Origin of the sequence: Geobacillus thermopakistaniensis, from assembly GCF_000498995.1 — a bacterium.
GTDB classification, from domain to species: domain Bacteria; phylum Bacillota; class Bacilli; order Bacillales; family Anoxybacillaceae; genus Geobacillus; species Geobacillus thermoleovorans.
The window spans coordinates 35,205-51,071 of the sequence record NZ_AYSF01000045.1; the positions used below are offsets into that span (position 1 = coordinate 35,205).

Below are 15,867 nucleotides of genomic sequence, written 5' to 3' on the forward strand. Positions count from 1 at the left end.
TCGATGATGCAATTGATAAGGCAACATACCGCCCGTTTTCCTCTCTTACAAGACATAATCAAGGTATTGAAAAATAAATCCAATTAAAAATCTAATATTTTTGCCTCTATCGGCTCAAACGTTTCTATGTGAACATGGAAAAAACCAATTTTTTCTATTATAATATATCTATGAATTCTGTTAGGGAGGAATGAAATTGAAAAGCATCAAACCCGGCCGCGGTCCGTCGATGCAAGGACTCTTCGGCAGCATCGCCGCTGTGTTGTTCGGCATCTTTTGGATGGTGATGGCATTCTCCATCACCGCGGACTCGCCGTTTCCCGCCGCCCGCTTTTTTCCGTTTTTCGGCCTTGTCGTCATCGCCATCGGCGTATTTCAAGCGTTTTACCATTACAAAAATGCGACGGGAAAACAACGCATGTCCTTATTGGACATTGTCGACAGCGAGGAAGAGCCCGACCCGCTGAACGTCCGATTTGGAAGCCATAAACAGCCAAACAAGCATTGCCCTCATTGCGGCGGGCATGTGCAGCACAATTTCCAATTTTGCCCCCAATGTGGAAAAGAGCTTCTCCGTTGATCCGAGAAATTCTTTTTTGAAATTTCCTCGCTTCACCGTATTGAATAATTTCGAAAAATACATTAAATTATATAGTAATCATCAAAACGCTGCCGCACAATTGCATACGGACATTCTTATCAAGAGAGGGGGAGGGACTGGCCCGGTGAACCCTCAGCAACCTGGCCCGCGGCCAAGGTGCTAAATCCAGACAGGCGGAAGCCTGGAAGATAAGAAGAAGCGAATGAAAAGTCTTCTTCTTATAGAAGGCTTTTTTCTTTTACTACGGAGAAACGGGGGAATCGAACGTGGGATTGCTGGATAAGTTGAAAGAGCGCATTCTCATCGCCGACGGGGCGATGGGAACGCTTTTATATTCGCACGGCATTGACCGTTGTTTTGAAGAATTGAATCTATCCAATCCAGATGAAATCGTCCATATTCATGAAGCGTATATCGCCGCGGGCGCCGACGTCATTCAGACGAATACATACGGCGCCAACTATGTGAAACTCGCCCGCTACGGCCTTGAAGATGAGGTGCCGGCCATCAACCGCGCGGCGGTGCGGCTCGCCAGGCAAGCGGCGAACGGGCGGGCGTACGTGCTCGGGACGATCGGGGGGCTGCGCACGTTAAACAAAAGCGTCGTCACGCTCGAAGAAGTGAAACGGACGTTTCGCGAGCAGCTGTTTGTCCTGCTGGCTGAAGGAGTCGACGGCGTGCTGCTCGAGACGTATTACGATTTGGAAGAGTTGGAGACGGTGCTTGCCATCGCCCGCAAAGAGACCGACTTGCCGATTATCGCTCACGTCTCGCTCCATGAAGTCGGCGTCTTGCAAGATGGCACGCCGCTCGCGGACGCCCTTGCCCGCCTAGAGGCGCTCGGGGCCGATGTCGTCGGACTGAACTGTCGTCTCGGTCCATATCATATGCTTCGGTCGCTCGAGGAAGTGCCGCTGCCGAAGCAGGCATTTTTGTCGGCGTATCCGAACGCGAGCCTCCCGGATTACCGCGATGGCCGGCTTGTCTATGAGACGAACGCTGAATATTTCGAGGAAACAGCCAAAGCGTTCCGCGACCAAGGGGTGCGCTTGATCGGCGGGTGCTGCGGCACGACGCCGAAGCATATCGCAGCGATGGCAAAAGCGCTCTCCGACCGAACGCCGGTGACGGAAAAAACGGTGAAACGGCGCGCGGTGTCTGTATCAGTGCAAGCGGATCGGCCCGCCCCATCTCCCCTTCCCGAGCTTGCCCGCACGCGCCGCTCGGTCATTGTGGAGCTGGATCCGCCGAAAAAATTGGGGATTGACAAGTTTCTTGCTGGGGCGAAAGCGCTCCATGACGCCGGCATCGATGCGCTGACGTTGGCCGACAACTCGCTCGCCACGCCGCGCATCAGCAACGCCGCTGTCGCCACGATCATCAAGGAGCAGCTCGGCATCCGCCCGCTTGTGCATATTACATGCCGCGATCGCAATTTGATCGGCTTGCAGTCGCATTTGATGGGCTTGCATACGCTCGGCATCACCGACGTGCTCGCCATTACCGGCGACCCGTCGAAAATCGGCGACTTCCCAGGAGCAACGTCGGTGTATGATTTATCATCGTTCGATTTGATCCGCTTGATCCGCCAGTTTAACGAAGGGCTGTCGTACTCGGGCAAACCGCTTGGGCAAAAAACGAACTTCTCGATCGGCGCTGCGTTCAACCCGAACGTCCGCCATTTGGATAAAGCAGTTGAGCGAATGGAGAAAAAAATTCAATGCGGCGCCCACTATTTCTTGACCCAGCCGATTTACTCGGAAGAGAAAATCGTTGAAGTGCACGAAGCGACCAAGCATCTTGACACGCCGATTTACATCGGCATTATGCCACTTGTGAGCGCGCGCAACGCCGACTTTTTGCATCATGAAGTGCCGGGCATTACGCTCTCTGACGAGATTCGCGCCCGCATGGCGGCGTGCGGCGGCGACCCGGTGCAAGCAGCCAAGGAAGGCATCGCTATCGCCAAATCGCTCATTGACGCTGCGTTTGATTTGTTTAACGGCATTTATTTGATCACGCCGTTCTTGCGCTACGACATGACGGTCGAGCTTGTCCGCTACATTCACGAAAAAGAAGCGGCCGCCAAAGAAAGGAAGGTTGTTCATGGCTAACGTCACCTTAGAACAGCAACTGCAAAGAAAAATTCTTGTCATCGATGGCGCCATGGGCACGATGATCCAAAGCGCCAACCTATCGGCCGCCGACTTTGGCGGCGAGGCGTATGAAGGGTGCAACGAATATTTGACCCTCACCGCCCCGCATGTCATCCGCCGCATTCATGAAGCGTACCTAGAAGCCGGTGCTGATATCATTGAAACGAACACGTTCGGAGCGACACGCATCGTGCTTGACGAATATGGCCTCGGTCATTTGGCGCTTGAGCTGAACATCGAAGCGGCCAAACTCGCCAAACAAACGGCTGAGTCGTTCTCCACCCCGGACTGGCCGCGCTTTGTCGCCGGTTCGATGGGGCCGACGACGAAAACGTTGTCGGTGACCGGCGGCGCAACGTTTGAAGAACTCGTCGCCGCCTACGAAGAACAAGCGCGCGGACTGCTCTTAGGAGGCGTCGACCTTCTCCTACTCGAGACGTGCCAAGATACGCTGAATGTCAAAGCCGGTTTTCTCGGCATTTCGAAGGCGTTTGAAGCGGTCGGCCGCCGCGTGCCGCTCATGATTTCCGGCACGATCGAACCGATGGGCACGACGCTCGCCGGGCAGGCGATCGATGCGTTTTTCATCTCGGTGCGCCATATGAAGCCGATCGCCGTCGGCTTAAACTGCGCAACCGGTCCGGAGTTTATGACCGACCATTTGCGCACGCTCGCCTCGCTCGCTGACACGGCGGTCAGCTGCTACCCGAACGCCGGTCTGCCGGATGAGGAAGGCCACTATCATGAAACGCCGAATATGCTGGCAGAGAAAATCCGCCGCTTTGCCGAAAAGGGATGGATCAACATCGTCGGCGGGTGTTGCGGCACGACGCCGGATCATATCCGCGCCATTGCCGAAGCGGTGCGTGATCTCCCGCCGCGGGCGATTCCGTCTTCGTTTGATGTCCACGCCGTTTCCGGCATCGAGGCGCTCATCTATGATGAAACGATGCGTCCGCTCTTTGTCGGCGAGCGGACAAACGTGATCGGCTCGCGCAAATTCAAGCGCCTCATCGCCGAAGGGAAATACGAAGAAGCGGCGGAAATCGCCCGCGCCCAAGTGAAAAGCGGCGCCCATGTCATCGACATTTGCCTCGCCGACCCAGACCGCGACGAACTCCATGACATGGAGCAGTTCGTCCGCGAAGTCGTGAAAAAAGTGAAAGTGCCGCTTGTCATCGATTCAACCGACGAGCGCGTCATTGAACGCGCCCTCACCTATTCGCAAGGAAAAGCGATCATTAACTCGATCAACTTGGAAGACGGCGAGGAGCGCTTTGCCAATGTCGTGCCGCTGCTACACCGCTACGGCGCCGCCGTTGTGGTCGGGACGATCGATGAACAAGGGATGGCGGTCACCGCCGAACGAAAGCTCGAGATCGCCTTGCGTTCGTATGACTTGCTCGTGAACCGCTACGGCGTGCCTGAGCGCGACATCATTTTCGACCCGCTCGTCTTCCCGGTCGGCACCGGCGATGAGCAATACATCGGTGCGGCGAAAGAAACGATCGAAGGGATCCGCCTCATTAAAGAGCGGCTGCCTCATTGCTTAACGATGCTCGGCATCAGCAACGTCTCGTTCGGCTTGCCGCCGGCCGGGCGCGAAGTGCTGAACTCGGTCTTTTTGTACCATTGCACGCAAGCCGGGCTCGATTACGCCATTGTCAACACCGAGAAGCTCGAGCGGTTCGCTTCGATTCCGGAAGAAGAAGTGCGAATGGCCGAGGCGCTTCTTTTTGACACAAACGACGAAACATTAAACGCCTTTATCGAATTTTACCGAAGCAAAATCACCGCCGCCAAACCGGCGCAGACGAACTTGAGCTTGGAAGAGCGGCTCGCCCGCTACGTTATTGAAGGGTCGAAAGACGGGCTCATTCCCGATTTGGAAAAGGCGCTTGAGACCTACTCCGATCCGCTGTCCATCATCAACGGTCCGCTCATGGCCGGCATGGATGAAGTCGGGCGGCTGTTCAACAACAACCAGCTCATCGTCGCTGAAGTATTGCAAAGCGCGGAAGTGATGAAAGCAGCGGTCGCCTTTTTAGAGCCGTATATGGAAAAGAAAGAAGGAAGCACAAAAGGAAAAGTCATTCTCGCCACCGTCAAAGGCGATGTGCATGACATCGGCAAAAACTTGGTCGACATCATTCTAAGCAACAACGGCTACGAGGTGATCGACCTCGGCATTAAAGTCGCCCCGCAACAACTCATTGAAGCGGTGCGCGAACATCAGCCGGACATTATCGGGTTGTCGGGCTTGCTTGTGAAATCGGCTCAACAGATGGTCGTCACCGCCCAAGACTTGCGCCAAGCGGGCATCTCGACCCCGATTTTAGTCGGCGGCGCCGCCTTGACGCGCAAATTTACGGAAAACAAAATCGCGCCCGAGTACGACGGCGTTGTCTTGTACGCGAAAGACGCCATGGACGGGCTTGCCCTTGCCAACCAAATCCAGCAGGGCGAGATTGACTACAAGAAAAAAGAAACGGCCGAAAGCGAGCCAACGCGGCAAACGACGGTGGTCACAGCGGTTAAATCGACCGTCTCGACCGACGTTCCCGTCTACATCCCGGCCGATCTCGAGCGCCACGTGCTAAAAAATGTGCCGCTTGACCACGTGTTGCCGTACGTCAACTGGCAAATGGTGCTCGGCCACCACCTCGGCTTGAAAGGAAAAGTGAAACGGCTGCTTGAAGAGAAAGACGAAAAAGCGTTGGCGTTAAAAGCGGTCGTCGACGAACTCGTCGCCAAAGCGAAAGAGCATGGCTGGATTCAGCCCGCCGGCGTCTACCGCTTCTTCCCGGCGCAAAGCGACGGCAACCGGGTTTACATTTACGATCCGACTGACGGCAAAACAGTGCTCGAGATGTTCGACTTTCCGCGCCAACCGCGGGCGCCGTATCTTTGCCTCGCCGATTATTTGAAATCGAAAGAAAGCGGTGAAATGGATTACGTCGGCTTGTTCGCCGTCACCGCCGGGCATGGCGTCCGCGAACTCGCCCAGCGCTGGAAGGAAGAAGGCGAATTTTTGAAAAGCCATGCCATCCAAGCGTTGGCGCTCGAGATCGCCGAAGGATTCGCCGAGCGCATCCATCAAATTATGCGCGACCGTTGGGGCTTCCCGGACGACCCGGATTTCACAATGGAAGAGCGCTTTGCCGCCAAATACCAAGGCCAGCGCTACTCGTTCGGCTACCCGGCCTGTCCGAACTTGGAAGACCAAGAGAAACTGTTCCGCCTGCTTCATCCGGAAGATGTCGGCATCCGCCTCACCGACGGCTATATGATGGAGCCCGAAGCATCGGTTTCGGCGATCGTCTTCGCCCATCCGGAAGCGCGTTATTTCAATGTGTTATAAGCAGGAAACGAGCTGGCCGAATCGGCCGGCTCGTTTGTCGTTTTTCTTTGAATGCTCCACCCGAACGATATACAGTCACTTTTTTGTTTTTATTTGTTCACGATTCTCCAACTTTTTCAGCCATTCTTCTTTCGCTTGTCTACGAATACTCTTCCAATCCATCGGAGAACGGTCTCCTTTGGGAGGCATACTCCCAAATAACGAAATCAACTGATCTTCCTTTTTGATCATTCATCATCCCCTCCTTCATACTTAGGGAAAACATCATGTTTCAGTTCACTGACAAGGTGCTGAGGCCCGTCATTCCCACGAAATTTGCGATCTTGAGCTAAATGGACGGCAAGGAAACTGAGTTCTCCTCTTGACTCACCATATTTTTCATCATAGATGTCCACCTGACACATAATTCCCCTCCTCCGTCCCATACTAATGATGACAATACATATCCAAGGAGGAGCAAATATGGTCACGAAGCAACAAACGACGCTGCCGCCGCAACACCAGACGCGCCAGCCGGGCCTGCAAACGGAGATGAACCCGCAGCCGATCACCATCAAAGACACCTATAAAGGAAGCGGCAAGCTCGAAAACAGAGTCGCCATCATCAGCGGCGGCGACAGCGGCATCGGCCGGGCGGTCGCCGTCCATTTCGCCAAAGAAGGGGCCGATGTCGCCATTTTGTATTTGAACGAACACGAGGACGCCGAGGAAACAAAACGGCTTGTCGAACAGGAAGGAAAACGGTGCTTGGCCATCGCCGGCGACATCGGCGATGAAACGTTTTGCAAAGAGGCGGTGAAACAAACAATCAAAGCGTTCGGCAAGCTCGATATCGTCGTCAATAACGCCGCTGAACAGCACCCACAGCCGAACTTTCTCAACATCACCGCCGCGCAGCTGGAAAAAACGTTTCGCACGAACGTATTCGGCTACTTTTTCCTAACGAAAGCGGCGCTCCCGCACTTAAAAAACGGAAGCGCCATTATCAACACCGCTTCGGTCACCGCCTACGAAGGAAACGAACAGCTCATCGACTACTCGGCGACAAAAGGCGCAATCGTCGCGTTCACCCGCTCGCTCGCCAAAGCGCTCGTTGGGCAAGGCATCCGCGTCAATGGCGTCGCCCCAGGCCCGATTTGGACGCCGCTCATCCCCTCCACCTTTCAAAGTGAGCAAGTCGCCGCATTCGGCGCCAACACCCCGATGAAACGGCCCGGCCAGCCGAGCGAAGTCGCCCCGTGCTACGTCTTTTTGGCGAGCGACGAATCGTCGTACATGACCGGGCAAATGCTTCATGTAAATGGCGGCAAGTTCATCAGCGATTGACCGCGGCAGCCGCTGGCGCCGAACTTTTTTAATAAAATCACGTTACCTTTTCTAACAAAAATATGGCGTGATTGTAAAAAAATGAGTACGATAAAGCTACGATGTTCCTCTACTTCTTTACAAGGTGCCCCTCTTCTCTCACCCCACCCCGGAATAGGGGCGGGGTTTTTTGTCACATAACAAGCAGCCAATCCGGTTCAGACAAGTACGTTTGACATTCATTTAAGGCGTGTTGAGCCATCATCCCATCAATAAGACGGTGATCGTAAGTAAGAGACAGCGGCATCACAGAAGCAATCTCAATCGAATCATCGACGACCACCGGTTTTTTCTCAACTTTCCCGATTCCTAAAAGACAAGACTGTGGATAATGAATAATCGGCGTGAACCACGAACCATTGGCCGAGCCGATGTTCGAAACCGTGCATGTCCCTCCGCTCATCTCCACCGCTTGAATCGTTCCCGCTCTCGCCTTCGCCGTCAATTCTTCAATTTCTTTCGCAATTTGGAACAACGATTTTTGATCCGCATCACGAATCACCGGGACGAGCAATCCACGGTCAGTGTCAACCGCAAACCCAATGTGAATGAATTCGTGAATGACGATTTCTTCTCGTTCCTCATCAAGCGAAGCGTTGAGCATTGGATACTTTTTCAACACCGCCGCCAGTGCTTTTACCACATAGGCTAAATAGGTCAGTTTCACCCCTTGTTGCTCAGCTAGCGGTTTGATCCGTCGGCGATGTTGAACAAGACGGGTCGCATCGGCCTCGCCAAAATGGGTGACTTGCGGAATGGTCCGCATTGACCGCACCATCGCTTGGGCGATAGCCTTGCGGATGCCTGTCAGCGGCACTCGGCGCACTTTTTCCCGGCTTTCCTGCTTCTTGACAATCTCAACACTAGCAGCAGCCTCATCGGTTGCTTTTTGCTGCCGAACCGACAGTGCTGCTTCAATATCGCTTTTCAATATTCTTCCGTTCTTTCCGCTTGGAGTGATTTCCTCTAAAGACACGTTCTGCTCGCGGGCAAACTTTCGCACTGACGGGGCAGCCACGAATGTTTTTTGAGGAGTCCTTTGTTTTCCCGCGCTCGCCGCACGACGAATATCCTCTTCCGTGATTTTGCCGTTCGCCCCCGTCGGTGTGACCGTACTCCAATCGACGCCAAGCTCCTTGGCCAGTTTTTTTACGCGTGGGGTGATCTTGATCTCTGTCTGCGGATCTCCGCCGTCCGGAGCAAACGTTTCGACGGCAATGACGGCCAGTACTTCGCCGACCTTGGCCGTATCCCCTCGTTTCTTTTTGATCTCTTTTACTGTTCCTGACTCGGGAGCGTGAATTTCTGAAACGGCCTTTTCTGTTTGCACTTCCACCAGCGTGGCTCCTTTTTCCACCGCATCTCCTTCGGAAACGTGCCAAAACGTAATGAAACTTTCATCGTGGGAATCGGATAGTTTGGGCAATGTCACTTCGACAACCATAAGCTGCCTCCCTTGGAACGAACTTCTCCTTATTCATTGACGAGTTGGATCGCCTCACGGAAAATTTTATCGGCATTTGGCAATACAAATTGTTCAAGCGGACGGCTATAAGGAATTGGCACATCCGGAACCGCAATCCGCTTCACCGGCGCCTCCAAATCATACAAACAATGTTCAGCGGCAATCGCGGCAATTTCCGCCGTCATCCCGTACGACAGATAGTCTTCATCAACAACAAGCAAGCGGTGTGTCTTTTTAACCGATTGAATGATCGTCTCTTTGTCCAATGGGACAAGAGAGCGCAAATCGATCACTTCCGCTTGAATGCCTTGTTGTTCAAGTCTTTTGGCCGCTTCGAGCGCCTGATGCACTGACATTTGAATACCGACAATGGTGATATCCGTTCCCTCGCGCACAATATTTGCTTTCCCAAGCGGCACAGTATACGCCTCTTCCGGTACATGCCCAACCGAAGCATCAAGCTGATCCATCCAGCCGAGCCCTTGCAAGGTTTTATGGAACATAAAGACAACAGGGTTATCATCGCGAATAGCGGAAATCATCATCCCTTTTAAATCATATGGCGTCGACGGAGCGACGACTTTCATCCCAGGAAGATGGGCAAAGGTGGCGTACAACGTTTGCGAGTGCTGGGCGGCATCGCTGTAACCGCCTCCCACCGCCGTCATCAATACCATTGGCAGTTTCACCCTGCCGCCGGACATGTACGGAATTTTCGCCATATGGTTGTAAATTTGGTCCATACAAACCCCAAAAAAGTCGACAAACATCAGCTCCACGATCGGCCGCATTCCTTCCGCAGCGGCGCCGATGGCAGCACCGATGAACGCGGTCTCAGAAATCGGCGTATCGATGACCCGTTCCGGTCCAAACTTTTGGAACAATCCCTCTGTCGCTCCAAAAATCCCGCCGTATACTCCGACATCTTCTCCCATCACAAAGACGTTCGGATCTCTCTCCATCTCAAGGCGAATCGCTTCAGCCAGCGCCTTATTTCCCGTTAACAGCCGCTGTTTTGTTTGTTGCATATGGCAAAACTCCTTTCTCCTATGAAATTAGACAAACACATCTTCCAATGCCTCTTCCGGCTTGGGATAATCGCTTTCTCTCGCAAACGCGTACGCCTGATCGACCTCAAATGTCGCTTTGTTTTCCAGCTGTGCAATCGTCTCCTCTGTTACCCCACATTCATTCAATAAATAGTTGCGAAGGCGAATAATGGGGTCTTTTTGGCGAAGCAACGTCACTTCATTTTTATCCCGGTATACTTCCGGATCGCCTTGGAAATGTCCTAAATAACGGTATGTTTCAATCTCAATAATCGACGGCCCTTGTCCAGTTCTTGCACGTTCAACCGCTTCTTTCGATACGTTGTACATATCAATCGGGTCGTTGTCTTTGACATAATATCCTTTAATGCCATAGGCGGCAGCCCGTACATCATTCGAGGGAACCGCTGTAGACGCCGTTTTCGGCACAGAAATTCCATATTGATTGTTTTCAATGACAACAATGAATGGCAGTTTCCATAATGCCGCCATATTTAACGATTCATGAAACGCCCCTTGATTGGCGGCTCCTTCGCCGATAAACGCAACCGCCACCCAATCCGTCCCCCTTTTCTTGGCCGCCAGCGCCGCGCCAAGGGCATGAGGAATCCCAGCCCCAACGATCCCTCCGCAGGAAAATTTGACGTCAGGATCAAACAAATGCATATGGCCGCCCTTTCCTTTTCCCAGTCCAGTGGCTTTTCCGAAAATCTCTGCTGTCATCCGGTTCAAATCCACCCCTTTGGCAATCGCATGGTGATGCGGACGGTGAGGGGCAGTCACCGTATCTTCCTTTTTCAAGTGAACACACATCCCAGCCGCAGCCGGTTCTTGTCCAGTGGCCAAATGCATTTCCCCTGGCACCGGCCCCGCGCCGATATTAAACACAGGAGATTTCCCTTCGGCATACGCCTCCGCCATTTTGTCTTCATAGCAGCGAATTTTGTACATCGTTTCGTACATCCAAAGAAGATGATCCTTGGAAATGGCCAACTTTCTCTCCTCCTTCACTTGATTGGTACCGCTTTCATCATTTCTATAAAGCAAAAATCGTTCCAACGCTTGTTTCCTTTTCTTCGTCCGCCAAATTGTTTATCCAAAGCCGCCTTTTTGATCCAACCTAAACAAAAACAGCGACAAAGTGTTTCATTTTGTTTCACTTTGTCGCTACACTTTGATACAAAATGGGACAGTCAATACCGAATATTCCATTTATCCATTTGCCGGTAAAATGTGCTTCTCGATATGCCTAAATAACGGGCAGCTTTGGAAATGTTGCCGTTGCACTGCTTTAACGCCTCGATGATGGATTGCTTTTTTATCTCATTTCGGGAGATGTCTACGTTCTCCCTAACTTGAGGCAAGCGAAGAGGCCGAAAGATTTCTTCCGGCAGATCAGCCGCTGTCAATACCGGTTTTGCGCACTGATTCAGCACCCGTTCGATCATATTTTGCAACTCGCGAATATTTCCTGGCCAATCGTATTGCATAAGCGCCTCTAAGAAATCGGACCGTATCTCAGGAAACGGTTTATTTCGTTTGTGAGCCAGTTTTTCAATAAAATGACGGACGAGAAGCGGAATATCTTCTTTTCTTTTCCGAAGCGGCGGGAGAACAATCGGCATAACATTCAACCGGAAAAACAAGTCTTCGCGAAAGCTGCCTTTTTGCACTTCCTGGCGAAGGTCTTTGTTGGTCGCTGCGATGATTCTTACATCAACAGGGATCACTTTGTGCCCGCCAATTCTCATCACTTCCTTTTCTTGAATAACGCGCAAAAGCAACACTTGCATTTCCAAGGACATTTCGCCAATCTCATCCAAAAAAAGCGTTCCCCCATTGGCAAGCTCAAACTTTCCGGCGCTTCCCCCTTTTTTCGCTCCTGTGAATGCCCCGTCCACATATCCGAACAACTCACTGCCAAGGAGATCACGCGGTATGCCTCCACAGTTAATGGCAATAAACGGTTTGTTTCTCCGCTTGCTCTCATTATGAATCGCCTGAGCCACCATCTCTTTTCCTGTTCCGCTTTCCCCTAATATTAACACGTTGGAATCTGTCGCTGCGGCGAGCCTCGCTTCGTTCATTTTCTCAATGAAACACGGGTGTTGCCCGATCATATCCGCAAACGTGATTTTCGCTTGGTTTCCCGATAGGTGGTTGACAAACTGGCGTACCTTTTCAATTTCTTTTACAATGATCATCGATCCGATTCGTTCTTTTTTCTCGTAAATTGGAATCTTGTCAACTAACACATGGTGCACCGCGTTTGAAGGCTTGACGCTTAGATGCAGCTCTTGATTTTGCAAATGAAGCGGGTGGTTCGAACAGATAGAGGGATCATTGAAAAGATCGTCGAGCTTTTTCTCTTCCAGTTGCAGTTGTGGTATATGGAACAGCTTTTTTAACTGGTTGTTCGCCTTTACGATCTTCCCATCGCGATCGATGATTAAAATGCCTTCTTTCATATTGTTCGTTGTCGCTTCCAAAAACCGTTGCATCATCACGTTTTTTTCAGCATTCTCATGTAATTTTAGTTGGTACTCAATCGCCTTTACGGCTGATACAACCATTCCTAGCGTATGAGAGTGCACTTTTTCATAGGGTCCTGACATATTCAATACACCAATGATTCGGCCGTCGGGATCATGGATGGGGGCAGCGGAACACGTCCATGACTGGCATATTTTCGTGTAATGTTCCTCAGCAAACACTTGAATAGGACGATCAATGACGATCGATGTGCCAATGGCGTTGGTCCCCATCACTTGCTCGCTCCAATCCGCCCCCGCGATAAATCCGATTTCTTCCGCCCTCGCTAAAGGCTCGCAATCGCCAATCGACAAAAGCAACTGTCCGTTTTCATTGCACAGGATCACCAAAAATCCAGATCCTTTGACAATCGAATACAATCCTTCCATTAACGGCAATGACCAATCGATCAAGGAGCGGTACTTTTCATTGTCGATTTCTTTAATCCACCCGTACGGCCGAAACGGATCAACCATCGCTTTTTTCGACCGAAGCCAAGAGTCTCGAATCATGGGCGGCAAATCGGGATCGAGCTCGTTATGAAATACGAACTTTTCCCACATGGATTTCACCTGTTCGCGGGTCACGATCATCTTGTGTTCACCTCCGTGTTTGCCATTGTTTTTCTTTTTCTCTTCAATTTATTGATTTCCTTTTTCAACTTTATAAAAAATAACAACCGAAAAAAGCAGCCATGATGGCTGCCTTGGAAACATCTACCGCCTCGCACACGACCCCCGCTCCACAAGCCGGTGGGGAATGATGATGCGCTTGATCGGTTCATTTGGATTTTCGACTTTTTCGATTAAACTTTTCGCCGCTTCATAGCCGAGCTGGAAAATGCCGATGTCGATCGAGGTGAGCGGCGGACGCGACATTTCGGCGAGCAGCGTGTTGTTGAAGCTGACGATCGATACATCTTCCGGGACGCCGAGGCCCATTTCATCAAGCGTTTTGAGCATCCCGAGCGCCATGAGATCGTCGGCAACCACGAGCCCGGTCGGCGGCTCAGGCAAAGAAAGAAGCTCTTTCATCGCCTCTTGGCCGCCTTCCTGCAAAAATTCTTCATGGACGACATATTCCGGGCGGTACGGCAGCCCGGCTTCACTCAAGGCGGCGGCGTAGCCATTTTGGCGGTCGACGGTCACCAAATATTGCGGATTGCCGCCGACAAACGCGATGCGCTCATGGCCGTAGGCAATCAAGTAGTTCGTCGCATCTTTGCCCGCCTGGACGTTGTCGTTGTCAACGTGGGTCACTTGCTCCGTCTTTTGGTGCGGCTTGCCGATGACGACGAATGGGAAATCGTGCTTTTGCAAGTATTTCATCAGTTTATCGTTTTGACGAGAATAAAGCAAAATGACGCCGTCCACGCGCCGCCCTTGCAGCATCTCCACCACCCGTTCATAAATATCGCTTTCTTTTTCCCCTGTCGACATTTGCAAGGCGTACCGCTTTTCATGGGCGGCTTTGCTGATGCCGCGGATGACTTCCGGGAAAAACGGGTTTTGCAGCGCTTGGTCGGCCGAGCTCGGCATGACGATGCCGATTACTTGCGTCGCTTGGCTCGCGAGGCTGCGGGCGATAAAGTTCGGATGATAGCCGAGCTCTTTCATCGCCGCGCGCACTTTTTGCTTCGTTTTCTCGCTGATGCGCGGGCTGTCGGCAATGACGCGCGACACGGTCGACGGCGCGACATTGGCCCTTTTCGCCACATCTTTAATCGTAACGGTCATAAGCCCCCTCCTTTCCATTTATTCATTGATCCGTTTTGCCCGTTTTTTCACCAAATATAAAAACAAAAGAAACAGCACGTAAACCGATACGATGGCGGCGATAAACGGGATGTTGATCCCTGTTTTCTCCCGTAGCTTGTATACTTCCGCCGTTTCGCGGTCGAGCACAAGGTCGTAGCCGTCCTCATCGCCGCGGACGAGATCGTCCAATAAAAAGCCGCGCAGTTCTTTGTTTTTTGGCAACTGGTCATTGGTGAGATGGACATGCTGCGTTTCGCTCGTATTGTTGATGGCGATGACCGTCGTTTCATCTTGATATTGCCGTTTCAACACCGCCATGCCGTCTTTTTCATACAACAGCGTAAAATCGCCGCGCCGCAATGATGGCAGCTCTTGGCGAAGCGGGCCGATTTTTTTCAAGTAATCGATGATTTCTGGATCAGCGCGGAAATCCATCAGACGGCGGTTGTCCGGATCTTGGCCGCCGTTCATGGCGATTTCGGTCCCGTAATACATGATCGGGATGCCAGGGGCGGTGAACAAATACGTCATGGCCAGTTTAATGCGTGAAATCGGGTTGTTGCGGTTGTCAATCGCGAGCTTCGTAAACCGCACGGTATCATGGTTGTCCAAAAACGACCCGAGCAAATACGGTCGGTCGTAAAACGTTTTGTTGTATTCCCAGACATCATACAGCGGGCGGAGCGAGGCATCGCGCCTCGCAAGCGACTGCTTCACCGCGCCATACAGCGGATAATCGACAAACCCGTCGATGCCATACTTCCCGTAATCGGCAATATAGCGCGGATCGTCGCTCCACACTTCACCGAGAAGGAAAAAGTCTTTTTTCACCGATTTGACTTCTTTCGCAAACTCCTGCCAAAACGATTTTGGCACGTGGCGCACTGTATCGAGCCGGTAGCCGTCAATGTCGGTCTCTTTAATCCACCATTTGGCAGCGTCAATTAAATACGTTTTGACCTCTGGATTTTCCTGCGCCAAATCAGGCAACCCATACACCCAGCCGTTTTCAAGCTGTGTTTGGTCGTTCCAGTCGAAAATCTCTTTTTTCGGGTGAAACCAATCTTTTTTTGTTGGGTCATGTAACCATGGGTGATTGTAACCGACATGGTTGGCGACAAAATCCAAAATGACTTTCATGTCGCGCTTATGCGCTTCTTTGACGAGTGTTTTCAAATCGCCCAGCGTGCCAAAGTGCGGATCGACTTGATAAAAATCTTCAATCCAATAGCCATGATAACCGCCCGGCATGTTTTTAAAAATCGGCGTCAGCCAAATGGCGGTAAATCCCATCTCCTTGATGTAATCGAGTTTCGCCGTCACCCCTTTCAAGTCGCCGCCGAAATACCCTTTCGGATCGTTCACATTCACGTTCTGGTCGTTTGTCGGATCCATATTGTTAAACCGGTCGACCATAATGAAATAAATGGCTTCATCTTGCCACGTCCGTTCTTCTTTTTCCGCCGCCGCAGCCGGCATGGCATAAAAAAGAAGGAACGGAAGGACGAGCAGCATAAAGAGCCGGTTCCCCATTTCCATTCCTCCCTTCCCGATTCATTTGCTCGTTCGGAAACGGGTAAG

General features: G+C 51.8%; 12 protein-coding genes and 1 riboswitch. Of the genes, 4 read left to right on the forward strand and 8 right to left on the reverse strand.

Annotated elements, in window-relative coordinates; all coding sequences use genetic code 11:
* Positions 1-196 precede the first annotated feature (196 nt).
* The 3 genes from T260_RS130300 to metH all read left to right on the forward strand — a co-directional run bounded on the left by T260_RS130300 (position 197) and on the right by metH (position 6,118).
* The gene (locus T260_RS130300; RefSeq protein ID WP_011230221.1) at positions 197-580 is read left to right on the forward strand and encodes a DUF7577 domain-containing protein; all 384 of its coding nucleotides are present in this window, start codon (positions 197-199) and stop codon (positions 578-580) included.
* Positions 581-693: 113 nt separating this feature from the next.
* Positions 694-796, forward strand: a riboswitch (SAM riboswitch).
* A gap of 71 nt (positions 797-867) precedes the next feature.
* The gene (locus tag T260_RS130295; RefSeq protein WP_014195053.1) at positions 868-2,715 is read left to right on the forward strand and encodes a bifunctional homocysteine S-methyltransferase/methylenetetrahydrofolate reductase; all 1,848 of its coding nucleotides are present in this window, start codon (positions 868-870) and stop codon (positions 2,713-2,715) included.
* Entirely contained in the window at positions 2,708-6,118 is a 3,411-nt protein-coding gene (gene metH / locus T260_RS130290; protein WP_023633938.1) for a methionine synthase, read from the forward strand. The genes T260_RS130295 and metH overlap by 8 nt, the downstream gene beginning before the upstream one ends.
* Positions 6,119-6,193: 75 nt before the next feature.
* On the opposite strand, the gene T260_RS1000000139945 is transcribed toward metH, so the two are convergent.
* Positions 6,194-6,349 carry a hypothetical protein gene (locus tag T260_RS1000000139945; protein WP_011230218.1) on the reverse strand — a complete coding sequence of 52 codons (156 nt, stop codon included), beginning with the start codon at positions 6,347-6,349 and terminating at the stop codon, positions 6,194-6,196.
* The gene (locus T260_RS1000000139950) at positions 6,346-6,522 is read right to left on the reverse strand and encodes a hypothetical protein (RefSeq protein ID WP_014195051.1); all 177 of its coding nucleotides are present in this window, start codon (positions 6,520-6,522) and stop codon (positions 6,346-6,348) included. Before T260_RS1000000139950 ends, T260_RS1000000139945 begins: the two co-directional genes overlap by 4 nt.
* A gap of 58 nt (positions 6,523-6,580) precedes the next feature.
* On the opposite strand from T260_RS1000000139950, the gene T260_RS130285 reads away from it, so the two are divergent.
* Complete coding sequence (locus tag T260_RS130285) at positions 6,581-7,444, forward strand: SDR family oxidoreductase (protein ID WP_023633939.1); 864 nt, start codon at positions 6,581-6,583, stop codon at positions 7,442-7,444.
* Between the two features lie 172 nt (positions 7,445-7,616).
* On the opposite strand, the gene T260_RS130280 is transcribed toward T260_RS130285, so the two are convergent.
* The 6 genes from T260_RS130280 to T260_RS130255 form a co-directional block, all read right to left on the reverse strand.
* Positions 7,617-8,927 (reverse strand): dihydrolipoamide acetyltransferase family protein, encoded by a 1,311-nt coding sequence (locus T260_RS130280; protein WP_014195050.1) that lies wholly within the window; start codon positions 8,925-8,927, stop codon positions 7,617-7,619.
* 29 nt (positions 8,928-8,956) lie between these two features.
* Positions 8,957-9,976 (reverse strand): alpha-ketoacid dehydrogenase subunit beta, encoded by a 1,020-nt coding sequence (locus T260_RS130275; protein ID WP_021322535.1) that lies wholly within the window; start codon positions 9,974-9,976, stop codon positions 8,957-8,959.
* 27 nt (positions 9,977-10,003) lie between these two features.
* Entirely contained in the window at positions 10,004-10,990 is a 987-nt protein-coding gene (locus T260_RS130270) for a thiamine pyrophosphate-dependent dehydrogenase E1 component subunit alpha (RefSeq protein ID WP_011230213.1), read from the reverse strand.
* Between the two features lie 200 nt (positions 10,991-11,190).
* Entirely contained in the window at positions 11,191-13,122 is a 1,932-nt protein-coding gene (locus T260_RS130265; protein WP_021322533.1) for a sigma-54-dependent Fis family transcriptional regulator, read from the reverse strand.
* Positions 13,123-13,245: 123 nt separating this feature from the next.
* Positions 13,246-14,265, reverse strand: coding sequence for a LacI family DNA-binding transcriptional regulator (locus tag T260_RS130260; RefSeq protein WP_023633940.1), 1,020 nt, complete (start codon positions 14,263-14,265; stop codon positions 13,246-13,248).
* An 18-nt stretch (positions 14,266-14,283) separates the two neighbouring features.
* Positions 14,284-15,819, reverse strand: a complete 1,536-nt coding sequence (locus T260_RS130255) for an alpha-amylase family glycosyl hydrolase (RefSeq protein ID WP_014195044.1) — start codon at positions 15,817-15,819, stop codon at positions 14,284-14,286.
* Positions 15,820-15,867 lie beyond the last annotated feature (48 nt).